Below are 16,714 nucleotides of genomic sequence, written 5' to 3'. Positions count from 1 at the left end.
GATTATGAAAAATATATATGCTATAATGACATTGATGCTTTGCATCTTGTTTGTAGGGTGTTCGGATGACGATGGTAATGCCGGAGTGCAATTGTTGAGAGTTGTCTCTTCCGATGTGTCTTTTGATTGTAAGGGTGGTACAGGCAGCATACGTGTTGAGTCTTCTTTAGCAATCAGTGCCAGTGCTTCTGAGGAATGGTGCCAACTGTCAGTGAAAGAGAACGTCGTTGATATGACAATATCCCCTAATCTGCTGATTGGAAGTCGTTCGGCAATGGTTGTTATCCGTGCGGGGGAGGAAGAGGCACGAGTGCCGGTTTATCAGTTGGGTGATATTTTTGATACGGATATGAAGAGTACTGACTTTACCGCAAATGGTGGTGAGTTGACTTTCAGTGTGAAGTCCAATTGGAATGTCAGTTTTGAAGAGGTTGATGAAACATGGATTACTTGTACTTATTCGGCAGAGGATGAACAAGTGACCGTTAAAGCTCTTCCTTTGACGGAAGGCGGTAAGTATCGAGTGAATACGGTAAAGGTGAAATCAGGCACACATGAATTCCCTGTTACGTTTACACAGGTTAATATGGCAGGTAAATATGCTTGCTATATTAATGGCGGAAGCGGTGGCTATGGAACTTGTCTGATTGAGGAGACAGAAACAGATTTTCTCTACAAGATAACTCCTACCGGAAGCGCATACGATGCTCCATATTATGCAAAATGCAGGAACGGACAGTTTGTTATCTACTTCGGTCAATATTTGGGAGTTTCTTCCAACGCATCTTTCCCTTGCGTTTATTTATGTTCTTATGATAAAGCAGGACGGCTCTCTTGGAATACATCTATTGAATATGTTGCTCCCTTAGACGCTGTGTACTCTAATGGGCAGATGTTTCTCGTATTTGAGGACAATGGTACGTGGAGCGGGCAGAAAGTAGACGGCTTTTATTATGGATTGTTTACTGATTTATTAGAAAACGGTGGAACGACAACCGGAAGTGGAATTGCTGCTGTTACCGATTTGGTTTGGCTAAAGGTTGAGGACGAATAGGTATATAAAGTAATTTGTATGGAATAATATGTTTTGAATATGTGTAAGCGAGCGCGCTTCAAACAAGCTGAATCATAAGTCCCCTTAAAGGAGATTTGGCTTACATTAATTAAGTAGAATGGCTGTCTTGTGATAAGACGGCTATTCTTATTTGTGTATATCGAATATGGTAAGTCATCAATGGTTTATACTTCTTTTTCTTACAGATTAATTGTCTATTTCTTTGTAAGAAAGAAAGTTTTTCTAATTATTGTCTTTATGGGAAAGAAAGAATTGCTAAAACAACTGATTGTTGGATTTCAAGCATCATTGCCGGTGGAGGTTTATCCTCGTGAACTCTTTTTACCTGTCGATAGCGGGAAGATTATAACCGTGCCCGGCGTGAGACGGTGTGGTAAGTCTTCTCTCTTTTTATTGTAAATAAACCAGCTTATTCGTGAACGGATTGTAACGAAGGAACAGGTACTGTTCCTCAACTTTGATGATGAACGTTTGCAACTGAATGCAGATAATTTGGATGAGATTCTCCAGGCCTATCGGGAACTTTATCCTGCGATTCCCTTGAAAGAAGTATATATGTTCTTTGATGAAGTACAAATGGCAGATGATTGGCAGCCTTTTGTACGGAGGGTTTATGAACAGGAATGCAGGCATATTTATAATGAATTGAAGTCGCAGGGAGTCAGCATTGGAAAGAATACGTTGTATGATGTGATTGTACAGACTGAGTCTATTTACCTTTTTTTCTCTTTAACTAAATATGAACCGTCGCTTGTAAAAGAGAATACAGGAGATAAGAAGTATTATTGCATTGATAATGGTTTGCGTTCCCCACAGAGTGAGGATAATGGAAAATTGTTGGAAAATGCTGTTTTCCTTTATTTGAGAAGAACGTTACGGATTCAGGAAGAGTTGCATTATTATAAAGGCAAAAAGGAGTGTGATTTTGTGGTTACAGAATTTGATAAAGTGACGCGATTGATACAAGTAAGTTATCAGATGGGTGATGAGGAAACCCGCAAGAGGGAAATAGACGGGTTATTGGAAGCTGCCCGGGCGACAAATTGTCAGGAACTCGTTATTGTCACAATGGAGACAGAGGCCGAGTGGAAAGAACAGGATATGCTGATTCGTGTGTTGCCAGCTTGGAAATGAATGCTGGGTTGAGGGTACCATATTGATTGTGGTACCCTCTGACTGATATAAATTATGGGGATTATAGTGAATTGCTTATTGAGTGATTTTTTTTAGAGAGTCTTTTTCGTATAATTCCCATCCAGGCTCTTTCCAGTGGTATTCCCATACAAGTGTGGCGGAAGAAATCTCTAGGATTTTCATGATATCGGGGTCTTCATAATCGTATCCCCCATCATTAGGATAATAAAAGATGAGGTGGACGGCACCATTTTTCAATTCCCATTTACCTGTTTCACCGGGAGTACTTGCTCCTTTGGAGTAGATGTTGAAAGTCATGTCGGATTTGAGTTCGTATCGTTTGCCGACGTTGTATGATGAATTGTCATCTTCACGTACTCCGTCTTCTATTTCATATCCGGTATGTTCGATGACTTCCCACATACCTGTCAACTCGTCTACTGAGCCTATGGAGTCTTCGTCGTCATCTCCACAGGAGTAAAAAGACAATGATGTCAATGCGATAGCTACACAAGTAGCTAGTTTCCAGATTGTTTTCATATCATTAATATTATTTTAATCATCATCCAGAGAAGCGGTATCTATGTTTATTCTATAAAATCTGAAAACATAGACACCGCATGAATGATATTGAAAAGGTTTGATTTTATTCTTCTACTGATTCACAGATACCAGAATGATGCGTCTGGACATGTTTGCTAGAAGTTATATCCTATGCTGATAGATAGATTCTTGTTCTTTACAGAATAACCGTCTTTTGCGTCTTGGAGAATGTTTGACAGGCCGAATTGATAATTCAGACCAAAGAAGAACTTACTATAGGTGAATCCTGCGCCTATGCCAAGGCCGGCATCAAATCTGTTGAGGTATTTATCTTTACCGAACAAGTCTTCTTTTTCTTCTTCTTTTTCTCCCTTATAGCTCCATTCTTCCTTGTACTTGCCACCTATGCCGTAAGCAAAGTAAGGACCGAAGTTTACTTGTAATTGCGCATTGTCGCTGAAGTCATAGCGATACGATGCCATAACTGGGATTTCAAGATATGAAGGAGTTGCTTTTGTGGTATATTTTTCATCTCCGTCATTTTCTTCGACTTTGTAACCTTTGGTGGTGTAATATAAGCCGGTTTGCAGATATAAACTTTGCAACATTGGGATATCTACACTGACGCCTGCGTTAAATCCTATTTTGTTATCAGGGGAATCACTGTCATCCTCTCCGGAGAATTTCATGTTTGAAGAGTTCATGCCGACACGAATTCCGAATGTTACGCTCTGCTCAGCCTTTTCTGTGGAGAAGAAGGTGGTGGAAGAACTGCTTGCTCTTTGTGCAGAGGCAGTGAATGCACATACTATGCATACTAAAATAAATAAAATCTTTTTCATTGTTTTTGCACTTTATATTATTACTAAAAGAAATCAAGGTTGCAACTATTGTAAGTTGAAGTTCATTTTCCAAACATTGTATATTCTATCTGCCGAACCACGTTGTGAAAGGAAAAGAATGCTTTTCCCGTCAGGTGCCCAAATGGCGGACAAGTCATTTCCAGGATGATAAGTCAGTTGCGTGAAACCGGTTCCGTCTGTACGTATCACAAAAATGTCAGTGTTGTTTATTTGTTCTTTTTCAGATATGCTACTGCCGGTACAAAGGAGCCACTTTCCGTCGGGCGAGAGTTGTGGTGTAGTAAAGCTTTTACCGGGTTGGGCAAGTATCACTTCTTCTACGCCTGTCTCGAAGTTGATTCGCCAGATTTCACTTTCTTTCTTGTCGGTAAATCTGCCGCAATATATGGTGTGGGGATTGTCAGGTATCAGACACGGAGTCATGCCGCGTGAGTAGTTCGAAAATAGATTGCTGTCTCTGTCGTAGCTCCATAAAGTGTAACTGGCCAGACCTTCTCCGCGATGAAAAAATATTGTTTTTCCATCTCTGCTGAGTACTCCTCCCAAATCATTTTCGTTTCCATTGGAGATTTGTTGTACAACGGATCCCTGATCTGCATTCACAAGGTAGATGCCGTGATGCCCGCCGCGAATTTCTGTGAAGCATAGAGTTTTTCCATCATGGCTCCATGTGAAGTCTTCTACGTTGGTTCGAAAAGTACGTTGAACGCTTGACCCACCTTTTGAGGCACTTTTAATCATGATATTCGAAGTCTTGTTTTTGTAATTAATATAACCGATTTTCTTGCCGTCCGGTGAAATGGCTATCTGTGGGTTGACCCACCAATCTAAAGTTGATTTTTTCATTGAACCCAGAAAACTTGAGTTCTTACCTACTAAAAACTCTGAGAATATTCCATCAGCGTCTTCTGTGATTCTTTCAAACTTGATACCTCCTTCTTCGGGAACGACGACAAGCGAATAATCAAATTTGGGTTTCTTGGAGGCTTCTATGCTAATTGTTAGCAAGAGCAGCAATACTGTAGTTAATAGTTTTCTCATTGTGATATATTTTTGTTTGCAAAGATATGTAAATAAGCAGGGTGGGTTCGTTGAACGATAGTTCCGGATGTTTTACGAATGTGTATCGTTTTTGGCAACAGTAATGTTGCAAATAAGTAAGCGGCTTAATTTCTAATAGTTGATTTAGGGCTTTTCTTTTGCTCCTATTGTGTCGGAAATATCCTGAAAAAAATTGTGATGAAGTATGCAGGAGATACGCCAGAGCAGATGAATGTCAATATTTTCTTTTTTGAATATTTTATAGACGTTGGGACGTGTACAGCATAGCTGGGTAGCGAACCAAGTCACTGTACGTCCTTGCTCGTGAAGTGTGCGTTCGATAAGTTGTCCCGCATGAATCATGTCTGTCTTTGCTATATTCGTCCCTTTGATTTCCCTTGACGGACGTGGTTGCTATAGATGATAGGGATATATAGAAAAGGCGTGGGAAATCTCTCACCTTCGCTCGCTCCGAATTCAAGGCCTTCGCAATGCCCTACCCCGAGAACGAGCAACGCAGAAAGCCCACGCCGATATGTACAACATCCGCAGCCCCTCTTTGTTTGGTCAAAGCGGGGCACGGATGTATATAAATACACATCAGGAGGACGTCTTGGTTGCTGTTCATCATTCCGGGGTCAAAGTGTGCGAAGTTTTGAATACGAATGACAAACGCTTGTAAACGTCTTCTCAATATAAACAGATCTCTCCACCAACACCCGAAGGCTTTCTGCGGAAGAGTCCGTTGCAAAATTATAAAAATAAGTTTGACGATGGTAATAATGAGCAATAAACTTTCTGGAATATACTGTTTAAGTTGTTTTTTGCCCTTTATCGGGCAAATCTGTCTTGCAATACCCAAATGATAGACTATAAAGAAAACTGCCGATTTTGAGCCGGAAAGTGGCTTTAAATGAAGAAAGGGGTTGTGTCAAAATGCTGACACAACCTTTTTTTATGCGCAAAGCCCAGACTTTCTCAAGCCCGGGCTTTGTTATTACCCAAAGTTTTCGTATCTTTAGGTATAAAGTTTTTCGTTATGGCAAAGTTACATTTTCGTCCTTACATTCCCAACCAAACCGTTCTTTTTCCACAAAGAATTGATGAAAACATAGCTGCGACCGACCCGGTCCGCATCGTGAATGCTGTTATTGACAATCTCAATCTTGAGAGTTTCAAGAAGCTTTATAAGGAAACGGGCCGTTGTCCTTATCATCCTAAAATGATGCTTAAGGTGATAATCTACGCCTACATGAATAATATCTATTCTTGCCGTAAAATAGAGAAGCACCTCCTTCGTGACATTCATTATATTTGGCTTGCCGGTAATGAGCATCCGGATTTTATCACGATCAACCGTTTTCGTAACCGTGTAAAGGAGGAAATAAATAATGTATTTACCCAGTTGGTTCTTGTCCTTGCCGATAAAGGTTTCATCAGCCTTGATGTGGAGTATATCGACGGCACCAAGATTGAATCCAAAGCCAACAAATATACTTTTGTCTGGCGCAAGACAGTCGAACGGAACCGTACGAGACTAATGGATAAAATCCGTATTCTCTTGGAACAGGTGGATGAAGCCATTGCACAGGAGAACTCTATAAAAGACACATCCGTGGAGTTTACTCCCTGCAGGCTCTCTGACATAGTGGATGAACTTAAAGAAGCCCTGGAACGCCAGCCTGCAACAAAGGATAAGGAAGAAAAGAAAGCCCTGCGCAAAAAGAAGAAGCAGGTCATGGAACTTGAAGGGTATCGTGACAAGCTGATAGAATACGACAATCACCTTGATACCCTTGGAGAACGTAACTCCTATTCCAAGACCGATCCTGGTGCCACATTCATGCGCATGAAAGAAGATGCCATGAAGAACGGGCAGACCAAACCCGGATATAATCTGCAAATAGGTACTGAAAACCAATTCATCACAGACTTCCGTCTGTTTCCCAACCCTACCGATACACTGACCCTCATACCTTTTTTCCACTCTTTCCAGTACCGCTATAACCGTTTACCGAATATCTGTGTGGCAGACTCCGGTTACGGTTCGGAAGAAAATTACCGGTTCATGCAGGAGAACGGGATAGAAGCTTTTGTTAAGTACAACTTCTTCCATAAAGAACAGCGTCCCCGTTATACTCCCAACCCGTTCCATGCGGAAAGTCTCTATTACAATGCAGAAGAGGATTATTACGTTTGCCCTATGGGCAGCATATGAACCGTATAGGGACCAAACATGACAAAACTGCAAGCGGATACATCACAGAAAGCGGCCGGTATAAAGCACAAAGATGTCAAGGATGTCCTTTGCGCGGTAGTTGCTTTAAAGCACGGGGGAATCGTATTATAGAAGTCAACTACAGATTAAACCAATATAAACAGCAGGCACGGGAAAGATTGCTCTCAGAAGAAGGTCTCAAGCATAGAGGCAGGAGGTGTATAGAGCCCGAAGCTGTGTTTGGACAAATGAAATACAACATGGCATACCGCCGGTTCCGGCATATTGGAGAAGAAATGGTTACAATGGACTTGGCATTCTTTGCTATAGCTTTTAATATCAAAAAGATGTGTGCTAAACTGATAAAAGAAGGAAAGCGGCTCATCAAAGCTGGTAAATTTATGTTTATTGGGCTATTGGTAACAAAGGACAATTGGAATATAGCAACTTGTTACCAAATGAATCAAAAAAACGCGGCATAGAAAAAAGAGAATATACCAGGACTATAAAATATGAAAAAGAGGGTGTGTCAGCATTTTGACACATCCCCTTTATATTTTCTCGAAATTTCTTCTTCGGGTAAGTCTTTATTCTTATAGGCTACAATACTTTAAACTCATACCCTTCCGCTTTCAGGAACTCGATGGAACGGGGAAGTGCATATTGCAGGTTCCCGTTGTTCCAGGACTTCAACGAGTCGTGGAAAGTGATGATAGAACCGTTGCGTACATACCGCTTTACGTTGTTCAGCACCTGTTCCGGACGCATCCGCTTACTGTAGTCACGGGTGACAAGATCCCACATGATGATGCGGTAATGATTACGCAGCGTATAATACTGCCGGAATCCCATATGTCCGTGTGGTGGGCGGAAGAGATTCGAGTGAATAATTTCGTCCACCTTTCTGGCATTTGCCAGATAATCCGGGTTGGAATATTCAAATCCGCGGATGTGGTTGAAAGTATGGTTGCCGATGCGGTGTCCGTGCTCTACCACCATCCGGTATTCGTCCGGATGTTTCCGTATATTGTCGCCTACCATGAAGAAGGTGGCCTTGATAGCATGCTTTTCCAGTACATCCAGTACCCAAGGAGTTACTTCGGGGATAGGACCGTCGTCAAAAGTCAGATAGACTGCCCGTTCGTTCGGGTCCATCCGGAAAATAGCCTGTGGATACAACGCCCGTAAAAGCCAGGGTGGTTGTTCTATAAACATTTTGTGTAGCGGTTAGTGGTTAGTCACTACTTACTCCCTTTCATTCTCGTCACATACTCGTTATATAATTGGTCGAGCTGTTCGGAGTAGTGTTTTGCGAGTTCTTCTGATTTATATTTCTCCATCAGGCGGATTTCAGCGTCAAGCAGGCTGGCGTTATATACGAAATTCTCGCCGGCGATGGAAAGCTGGTTGTCACTCAGACTGAGATACCAGAGCATGTACTCAAGCGACTTGTTGGCAAGCTCGTCGATAATCTTGTTGGCTTTCTCGTTTTCTCCCAGTTGGTAGTAAGACTCTGCCATCTGGAAGGCGCCGTTTGCCCAGTCGTACGGTACGTTGTAGGCCGGAATCATCTTTTCGGCATAGTCCAGTGCGGCAAGCGCCTTGTCCTTTTTGCCTTCCTTGATGAGCTGCCCTACAAGCTGTGTGAAGATACGACGGTGCGTGTAGCACATACGCATCACGTTCTCGTCAATGTAGATACCCGGTTTGTCGATGCCGCCGAACTTGAACTTGTTCATCAGGTTGTCGTACATCTTTTCGCTGTCTATCTTGCTGTCGAGCTTGTCCGTATCGAACGGAGTGAAGCGGTAGGCAAGACCTTCCTGCGTGAAGTGGTTGCCCATGCCGAGATGATTCTCGCTGCCTACGGTGATTGCCATATAGATAGGACGTTCCCAGTTAGCGTTGGCAAGCATTTCGAGCATCATCAACTCACTCTTGTAGAGGGCGCGTTTCGGGTTGCCGTTGGCGTCTCTCAGGGTGATAGTCATGTATTCGGGGATGGAGTCGCCCAATGCTTCCGGTATCTTCATGCCGGAGCGGCGTACGGCTTCCTTGTCTATCTTCATTACGATGCTGTCCGTAGGGATAAGCGGTAATTGTATATCCTTGCCGGACTTCTTGAGAAGCTCCTTCAACTGGTCGTTCTTGCCAAGCATCCAGCGGTTGATGATTTCCTTCAGTTCATAAGGGTTCTCGCCGAAGATGGAGTGGACGAGCGACAGTATGGTCGTGTCTCCCTGTGCAGCCAGTTCATTTGCCTGCTTGAAGTAGCTGTCGATAAGGGTTTTCATTTCCGGACGGATAGAGATATACTCATTCTGTCCTTCCACGTACTGTACGCGGTCCCAGGTGATAGGCAGCGACGGAGAGTCGTAAGCCGGACGCTTCATCTGGTCGATATACCAGTCGGTTTGCAGGTAGCTCAGGTTACAGGTGCGGGCATCCGTACGGAAACCTTCCGTTTCCTGGTTGTACCACAAGGGGAAGGTATCGTTGTCACCGTTGGTGTAGATAATCGGGTTGCCCTCTTCCTGCAAAGTCATCAGGTAGTTCTGACCGAAGTCACGGGCTACGAAACGTCCGCTGCGGTCGTGGTCGTCCCAGGTTTGTCCCGCCATTTGGATGGGGACAAGCAGACAGAGGACAGATGCCAGGGCGGCTGCCGGAAGTTCCTGCATTTTGCAGTATTCACGCAGCATGCGGATGATGCCTGCCACTCCCATACCTACCCAGATGGCAAAGGCATAGAACGAGCCGGCATACGCGTAGTCTCGCTCACGCGGCTGTGCAGGCGTCTGGTTGAGGTAGAGCACGATGGCGATACCCGTCATGAAGAACAGGAAGAATACCACCCAGAATTGCTGGATACCCCGCTGGCTGTGATAAGCCTGCCAGAAGAGCCCTATCAGACCGAGAATCAACGGCAGACAGTAGAACACGTTGTGTCCCTTGTTATTCTTGAGATCCTGTGGAAGCAGTTCCTGATTACCTACCAGCAGGTTGTCGATGAACGGAATACCGGTAATCCAGTTGCCATGTTCTATCTCCCCAGTGCTTTGTATGTCGTTCTGCCGTCCGGCAAAGTTCCACATGAAGTAACGCCAGTACATAAAATTCAACTGGTAGGAGAAGAAGAACTTGATATTCTCCCATTGGGTAGGCATATTTACCATCACCATTTCCCCGCACTGGTCGTAAGGCACGTTATAGCCTTTGATGTCCACCCATTGCTTGTAGAGCGGGGCATGTGACGAGCTGTACATACGCGGGAAAAGCATATTCTGTGCGTATTCGTATTCGATACGTCCGGGGAGTTCGATATAAGAGTCCTTTTCGTCCGGCGAAGTCTTTTCCTTGCGGACGTACTTGCTTCCCGTTTCCGATTGGCGCGGGATGCAATAACCGTCTTTTACGTCGAGTGCCACTTTCGAGGAGAAGGCGGGGCCGTAGAAAAGCGGACGGGTTCCATATTGTTCACGACCGAGGTATTCACCCAGCGTGAATATATCTTCCGGTGAGTTCTGATCCATCGGAGTGTTGGCGGTGGAACGGATGACGATTAGTGCGTAAGAAGAATATCCGATGACAATCATCATGGTGCACAGCAGGGCCGTATTCATGGTGCGGGCGGAAATGCGCCATTTCTCTTTAATCTTGGCCTGTACGCCCGGAGCAAGATAAAGTCCCAATGCGGCAATAACCAGAATACCGATAACGATGCTGCTTGCTCCGTGACCGTAGAACGGGATACCGAGCAGGGCGATTGTCACGATAAAGGAGATAGCCATGCGCATCTTGTTCTTCTCGGTGTAGCTTTCGTACACACCCCAGATAAGGGCGGCTGCAAGGAGGAAGATATAAACTACTACGCCGGAGTTGAATGACATGCCGAGTCCGTTGACAAACAGCAGCTCGAACCAGCCGCCTACCTTCACAATGCCCGGCACGATGCCGTAGAGAACGGCGGCTACCAATACGCCGGAACCGATGAGTGCCAGCAGCGAGCCTTTCGCAGTGGCGTTCGGAGTTTTCTTATAATAGTAAACCAGCACGATGGCGGGCAGACAAAGCAAGTTTAGCAAGTGCACACCGATACTCAATCCGGTAAGGTAGGCAATGAGGATGATCCAGCGGTCGCTATGAGGCTGGTCGGCTACGTCTTCCCACTTCAGAATCAGCCAGAAAACGACTGCGGTGAACAGGGAGGAGAAGGCATATACTTCACCCTCTACAGCCGAGAACCAGAATGTGTCACTGAACGTGTAGACCAGTGCACCGACCAGTCCGCTGCCCATGATGGTGACAAGCTGTCCTTTGGTGATGTTATTTTCATCGGTGATAATCAGTTTGCGAACCAGGTGGGTGATGCTCCAGAAGAGGAACAGGATACAGGCACCGCTCATCAGGGCACTCATATAGTTTACCATTTTCGCTACGGTGGTCACATCGGAAGCAAATTGGGTAAACAAGTTCGCCATCAGCATGAAAAAAGGTGCGCCGGGCGGGTGACCGACTTCCAGTTTGTAGCCGGTAGTTATAAACTCGGGGCAATCCCAGAAACTTGCAGTCGGTTCTATTGTCAGGCAATAAACCGTTGCCGCAATGATGAATGTAAGCCAACCCATGAGGTTGTTTACGGTTCTGTACTGTTTCATTAGCACTATGGTAGTTTATTCGTTAAAAACGCGTTATACGGGCGCAAAGATAATGATTTAACTGCATAATGCAGAAGAAAGTAAGATTTATTAAGTATAAGGAGACGCTTTGGGTGATAATAAATCTAAATCTTCCGACAGGTATTAACCGATAAGGTTGTCAGGTATTGCATCCTTTATGATGGTGATGCTCTCCCAAGATACGGTGTGGCAATGTCCCGTGTCCGAGCAGTTCGATTGGGCAGTTGAAGTTCCTTTCCAACCATTCCGTAGTGACACCGGTGTCCGGATGGTAATCCAGTGTTTCGTTGACACAGGCGATAGATTTCACTTGTTGCAGCACGGTGCCGATATCGTGGCTGACGAGGATAATGGCACACTCTTTATTGATTTCAGCCAGTAACTCATAGAGACGTGCTTCAAAACGCTTGTCGATATATGTGCTGGGCTCATCCAGAATAAGCACTGAGGGGTCGGAGATAATGGCGCGTCCTAAGAGGGCACGTTGCAACTGTCCGCCGCTTAATTGTCCGATGGCACGGTGTTCGAGCCCTTCGAGTCCCATGCGGGCGATGACTTGTCCGCCTTTCTCCCTCTGTTCGGGTGTGAATCGGGATGCCAGTGACTTCTGTATGCTCAGTCCGGAGAGGATAACTTCTTCTACCGAGATGGGAAACTTCCGGTCGATGGTGCTGTATTGGGGCAGATAGCCCAGTGAAGGCTTGCAATTGAATGCAATCTCCCCGCCGGTGGGCTTTAGCAGTCCCAGGATACATTTTATAAGCGTTGTCTTTCCACCGCCGTTCGGGCCGATAATACCCAGAAAATCCCGTTCGTAGACAGTAAGGTTAATGTCATGGAGAACGTTACGGCCGTCGTATCCGGCAGAAAGATTCTTTATTTCGATAATTGGCTTTGTCATTGGGCTTTCTCTGATAGTATTTTCTAATCGTTTATTTGGGGGTTCCGGCAGGAGCGAGGGCTTTGGCTACATCCAGCATCTCTTCTTCCCAGTCGTAGCTGAGCGGATTGATGGGGACAACCTTCGTTCCGGTCTGCTGCGCGATGGTTTCCGCATTGCGTTTGTCAAATTCGGGTTGGACGAAGATTACACGCACATCTTCCGCTTTACAGAGGTCTATCAGCTTTTTCAGATGGGCGGGAGAAGGCTCTTTTCCGCCTTCTTCAATAGAAATCTGATGCAATCCGTAGTCGCGGGCGAAGTAGGAGAGGGCGGGGTGATAAATCATAAAGGATTTGGCAGCTTCCGGTGCGGAGAGCTGTTGGCGAATCAGACTGTCGGTATGCTGGATACGTTGGCAGAGAGAGTCGTAACGCGCCATATAGTAAGCGTCATTGGCTTTATCCAGTTGGCTGAGGGCTTTGTAGGTGTTTCCGGCGATGATTAATGCATTGGCGGTAGAATTCCATACATGCGGCTCTACGGCGTGGATATGACCATCGTGAGTGCCATGTCCGTGGTTGTGGTCATGGTTGCCATTATTCAGAATAAGGTCGATGCCTTTAGAAGTGTCAAATACTTGAATGTGGGGTGTGTTGTTCATCAAACGTTCCATCCAGGTCTGTTCGAAGCCGATGTATCCGATACGGAAATATGCTTTACTATCTCCCAGGGAAACAAGCTGCTGGGGGACAGGGTCGTATGTCTCTGGGCTGGAACCTTTGGGCACCATGCTGACTACCTTGAACTTGTCTCCTGCGATGGCTTCGGTGAAATAACGTTGGGGTTCGAGTGTGACGGTAATCACCGGCTTTTCTTCATCCCCGTTATTATTTTTGGACGCACGTCCTGTGCAGGCTGCCAATAGCAGGCAGGAACCGAGGAAAAGGAGCGTTCTTATATCTTTTAGTTGCTTTCTCATGGTTTTTCTTTTATTTCGAGGGTTTCTTTTTATCTTATTCTTGTTTTTACTCTTGTTTACGGGCGCGTAAAATCTCCCGTTTACCACCCGGAGGCCCCGGAAGACGTTCTACGATGAATCCGGCTGTCTGCAACATTCGTCGTACAATGCCTTTGGCACAGTAGGTGGTGAGGATACCGTCTTTAGCTAATAAAACATAAAGGCGGTTGAATAGTTCTTGCGACCACATTTCCGGCTGCTTTTCCGGGGCGAAAGCGTCGAAGTAGACGAGGTTAAATTGAGAGTTGAGAATTGAGAATTGAGAAATGGCTGCGCTGTCATTGGTAATGTTCTCTTTCAACTCTCCATTCTCTATCCTCAGTTTATTAAAGTCCGCCTGTACTTTCCGTAGAGTGAAGTGCGGGGTTAAGTGTATTTCTTCTTCCCAGGGAGACGTGTGGAACTGTTTAAACAGTTCGATAGCTGTTTGCTGTCCGCCGTTCACCGTTACTTGTTCATCGTTTGTGACGTAGTTCAGTTGCTCTATCATCTGCCATTCCAAAGGATACAGTTCCAGTCCTGTATAGTGTACGTTTCGTCCGCTTCTTTCTGCTTCTTCGAGTGTGAGCCAGGCGTTTAGTCCTGTTCCGAAGCCTATCTCAAGGACACGTGGAGAAGTGGCGGCAGATGCTTTCAGCCCCATATCAATGAAGATATGTTGGGATTCCGTGCGTGCTCCCTTCGTTGAATGATAATGTTCATTCAATTCCGGTACAAACAGGGTGGCACTCCCGTCTTCGGTTTTCTCAATAATTCTTTCCATTACGCAATCTCTGATACCTGATAATATTTGATATCTAATACTTTATACCTATTACTTGAAAGAAACTTTATCCTGCTACTGCATCCCAGGCGCTTTCGAGCACATACAGAAGAAGGATATAGCGTACTAACTTGCCGACAAACATGGAGCCTACGGTAAGCCATGTATTGCTTCGCATAAAGCCCAGTGCGATGGCGATTACTTCTCCAATGGCGGGAAGAAAGGCGAAGAATGCCATCAATGCTCCCTTTCCTTGCAGGAAGTTCACCATTTTGTCGACTTTTTCTTTCTTTACTTTGAAATATTTTTCAATCCAGCTTATTTTGCCCAGACGCCCCATATAATAACAGGTCATTCCACCTGCCGTGTTGCCTAAGGTGGCGGACAGCAGGCAGGCGACGGGGGGAAGGCCGAGTTTCACCAATGCCACCAGCACCAGTTCGGAACTGAAAGGCACGATGCTTCCTGCCAGCAATGCCGAGATGAATAATCCCGGAAGTCCCCACTCTATGAGGAGTTGTACTATCGAATCTATAAAAGCGTCCATATATTAAATGCAAATAAGAGGATGAGACTGACCAGTGAGACAATGAAAAACACATTGGAGCTTTTACTGTTGGTCAGTACGAAAAAGTGCCCGATCAGGATGCTGCAACTTATCATAAGCAGCGGCAGCAAATCGCTGCAATAGTTCGGCTGGATGGCTATCAGCAGGAAGAGGAAGATGGTGAGGTCTATCAGGAATTGCAGATAGGCGCGTGTACGTATCTTGTCCTCAAAACCGGCAGCGATACAATGAACGGCGCTGACAATGAACAGTACGAACAGATAACCGAGTACCGCCAGTTCCCAGGGCTGAAGAGTCTGTAAGTTAAAGACTTCGCCAAAGGTTGTCAGTTCGATGAAAGGACGGTAGAACAGTTCCATTTCATTGTAGAAGAAGGCGTGTCCGAACAGCATCCAGTAGGGGAGTGTCCATCCTACCAGCGCGCCGCAGAAGCTGCGTGGTGTAAGTGCCTGAAACCGGTAGGCTTCGAGCAGCCAAAGCACCGATAAAACGGTGAGCTGGGGGAAAAGGATGCTTCCCGCCCCGATGAAGAGGAAGGAATAGAACAGATAACCTGCCGAGTGTGATTGCTGATAGCTTTTGAATAAGAAATAAATGGAAATGAGGAAAGCCAAGGCAGCAATGTCACCTGCATATAACAGGTGCATCTCCGGACAGGCGGTGACCAGCAGAAAGTAAATGGCTGTCTGCATGGAGGCCCTCATGCGGATAATGCCGAACTGGTTGTTGAGCTCTATCAGGAAATAACCGATGATGGCGTACACAAAAAAGCTGACGATTCGCTCTGTCCAGTCTGCGAACAGGAAGTCACGGGCAGATTGCCAGAACGAGGATAAACTTTCTTGTGTGGCAGCGGTTATGAGGTTGGGAAATAAAAAGTAGGTCGACACCCAGCAGAGGGTGCAGATAAGGACAACAACAGGTAGGGTGAGCCGTCCTGCCGTTACTTGGTTTTGCAGCTTTTTATTTCTCATGAAATTATACTAAATTTAGGCACGGATTACGCGGATTACACCGGTTGGAACAATGGTTGCCATAAAACAACTGTGAAATCCGTGTAATCCGTGCTTAATTATTTTGCTTCTTACAAATCGAACCCGATGTCACGACGGAAGTATTTCTTGTCGAAATCAATCATGTCCGCCACTTTGTAACTCTGTGCCAGCGCTTCTTCTTTCGTTGCGCCGTAAGAGCAGACGGCAATGACACGTCCGCCGTTTGTGACTACCTCACCGTCTTTCAGGGCTGTTCCGGCATGGAAGATGATGCTGTCCGTAGCGGCAGCCTGTTCCAGTCCACTGATAGGGAATCCTTTTTCGTATGCTTCGGGATAACCGCCGCTGACAAGAATGACGCAACCGGCCGAACGCGGGTCCATCACCAGTGTTTTCTCGTTTAGGTTACCTGCGGCTGTGCCTTCAAGCAGTTCGACGAGGTCGCTCTGGATGCGGAGCATCACGCTTTCTGTTTCCGGGTCGCCCATGCGGACGTTGTATTCGATAACCATCGGTTCATCTTTCACCTTGATAAGACCAAGGAAAATGAAACCTTTGTAGGTGATCTTTTCTTCTTTCAGACCATGGATGGTCGGTTCGATGATGCGTGTGCGTACTTTCTCCATAAACACTTCGTCAGCAAACGGAACCGGAGTCACGCTACCCATACCGCCTGTGTTGAGGCCTTTGTCGCCTTCACCGATACGTTTGTAGTCTTTGGCTACGGGGAGGACTTTATAGTTTTCTCCGTCTGTCAGTACGAATACAGAGCATTCGATGCCGCTCAAGAACTCTTCAATCACAACGGTTGCCGATGCGGAACCGAACATGCCGCCGAGCATTTCTTTCAGTTCTTTCTTGGCTTCATCGAGCGTAGGAAGGATGAGAACTCCTTTTCCGGCACAAAGGCCATCAGCTTTCAATACGTAGGGAG

The 16,714-nt window shown here is 45.6% G+C and carries 15 protein-coding genes and 1 pseudogene; 4 read left to right on the top strand and 12 right to left on the bottom strand.

Features of this window, described 5'->3' with window-relative positions; translation table 11 throughout:
• Window positions 1–4 precede the first annotated feature (4 nt).
• From RDN93_RS09735 to RDN93_RS09725, 3 genes are all read left to right on the top strand, one after another.
• Window positions 5–1,054, top strand: a complete 1,050-nt coding sequence (locus tag RDN93_RS09735) for a BACON domain-containing protein (RefSeq protein ID WP_308745331.1) — start codon at window positions 5–7, stop codon at window positions 1,052–1,054.
• A gap of 258 nt (window positions 1,055–1,312) precedes the next feature.
• Complete coding sequence (locus RDN93_RS09730) at window positions 1,313–1,474, top strand: hypothetical protein (RefSeq protein WP_308745330.1); 162 nt, start codon at window positions 1,313–1,315, stop codon at window positions 1,472–1,474.
• Window positions 1,475–2,209 (top strand): AAA family ATPase, encoded by a 735-nt coding sequence (locus RDN93_RS09725; RefSeq protein ID WP_308745355.1) that lies wholly within the window; start codon window positions 1,475–1,477, stop codon window positions 2,207–2,209. It begins immediately after the preceding gene.
• Window positions 2,210–2,284: 75 nt separating this feature from the next.
• On the opposite strand, the gene RDN93_RS09720 is transcribed toward RDN93_RS09725, so the two are convergent.
• The 4 genes from RDN93_RS09720 to RDN93_RS09705 all read right to left on the bottom strand — a co-directional run bounded on the left by RDN93_RS09720 (window position 2,285) and on the right by RDN93_RS09705 (window position 5,019).
• Window positions 2,285–2,749, bottom strand: a complete 465-nt coding sequence (locus RDN93_RS09720) for a lipocalin family protein (RefSeq protein WP_308745329.1) — start codon at window positions 2,747–2,749, stop codon at window positions 2,285–2,287.
• A 158-nt stretch (window positions 2,750–2,907) separates the two neighbouring features.
• Window positions 2,908–3,594 (bottom strand): porin family protein, encoded by a 687-nt coding sequence (locus RDN93_RS09715; RefSeq protein ID WP_308745328.1) that lies wholly within the window; start codon window positions 3,592–3,594, stop codon window positions 2,908–2,910.
• A 45-nt stretch (window positions 3,595–3,639) separates the two neighbouring features.
• Complete coding sequence (locus tag RDN93_RS09710) at window positions 3,640–4,656, bottom strand: hypothetical protein (RefSeq protein WP_308745327.1); 1,017 nt, start codon at window positions 4,654–4,656, stop codon at window positions 3,640–3,642.
• Window positions 4,657–4,800: 144 nt separating this feature from the next.
• On the bottom strand, window positions 4,801–5,019 hold the full coding sequence (locus tag RDN93_RS09705; RefSeq protein ID WP_277131837.1) for a hypothetical protein: 219 nt from the start codon (window positions 5,017–5,019) through the stop codon (window positions 4,801–4,803).
• Window positions 5,020–5,695: 676 nt separating this feature from the next.
• Here RDN93_RS09705 and RDN93_RS09700 point away from each other — a divergent pair.
• Window positions 5,696–7,356: pseudogene (locus RDN93_RS09700) on the top strand (IS1182 family transposase).
• Window positions 7,357–7,474: 118 nt separating this feature from the next.
• Here the strand turns inward: RDN93_RS09700 and RDN93_RS09695 are convergent.
• The 8 genes from RDN93_RS09695 to purD all read right to left on the bottom strand — a co-directional run.
• The gene (locus tag RDN93_RS09695; protein WP_308745326.1) at window positions 7,475–8,089 is read right to left on the bottom strand and encodes a polysaccharide deacetylase family protein; all 615 of its coding nucleotides are present in this window, start codon (window positions 8,087–8,089) and stop codon (window positions 7,475–7,477) included.
• A gap of 26 nt (window positions 8,090–8,115) precedes the next feature.
• Window positions 8,116–11,532: a protein O-mannosyl-transferase family gene (locus RDN93_RS09690; protein ID WP_308745325.1), complete on the bottom strand. Its 3,417-nt coding sequence runs from the start codon at window positions 11,530–11,532 to the stop codon at window positions 8,116–8,118.
• Window positions 11,533–11,692: 160 nt separating this feature from the next.
• Window positions 11,693–12,454 carry a metal ABC transporter ATP-binding protein gene (locus RDN93_RS09685; protein ID WP_308745324.1) on the bottom strand — a complete coding sequence of 254 codons (762 nt, stop codon included), beginning with the start codon at window positions 12,452–12,454 and terminating at the stop codon, window positions 11,693–11,695.
• Window positions 12,455–12,485: 31 nt separating this feature from the next.
• Window positions 12,486–13,415: a metal ABC transporter solute-binding protein, Zn/Mn family gene (locus RDN93_RS09680; protein ID WP_308745323.1), complete on the bottom strand. Its 930-nt coding sequence runs from the start codon at window positions 13,413–13,415 to the stop codon at window positions 12,486–12,488.
• 46 nt (window positions 13,416–13,461) lie between these two features.
• Window positions 13,462–14,217, bottom strand: coding sequence for a tRNA (5-methylaminomethyl-2-thiouridine)(34)-methyltransferase MnmD (gene mnmD / locus RDN93_RS09675; protein ID WP_308745322.1), 756 nt, complete (start codon window positions 14,215–14,217; stop codon window positions 13,462–13,464).
• 67 nt (window positions 14,218–14,284) lie between these two features.
• The gene (locus RDN93_RS09670) at window positions 14,285–14,764 is read right to left on the bottom strand and encodes a YqaA family protein (protein ID WP_308745321.1); all 480 of its coding nucleotides are present in this window, start codon (window positions 14,762–14,764) and stop codon (window positions 14,285–14,287) included.
• Window positions 14,749–15,759: a hypothetical protein gene (locus RDN93_RS09665; protein WP_308745320.1), complete on the bottom strand. Its 1,011-nt coding sequence runs from the start codon at window positions 15,757–15,759 to the stop codon at window positions 14,749–14,751. The genes RDN93_RS09670 and RDN93_RS09665 overlap by 16 nt, the downstream gene beginning before the upstream one ends.
• A gap of 110 nt (window positions 15,760–15,869) precedes the next feature.
• Window positions 15,870–16,714 (bottom strand): phosphoribosylamine--glycine ligase (gene purD, locus RDN93_RS09660; protein ID WP_308745319.1); only part of this gene is annotated, 845 nt, incomplete at its 5' end.

Source organism: uncultured Bacteroides sp. (assembly GCF_902491285.1).
GTDB lineage: Bacteria > Bacteroidota > Bacteroidia > Bacteroidales > Bacteroidaceae > Bacteroides.
The sequence above is the reverse complement of the archived record's forward strand: the minus strand, read 5'-3'. Positions and strand labels throughout refer to the sequence as shown.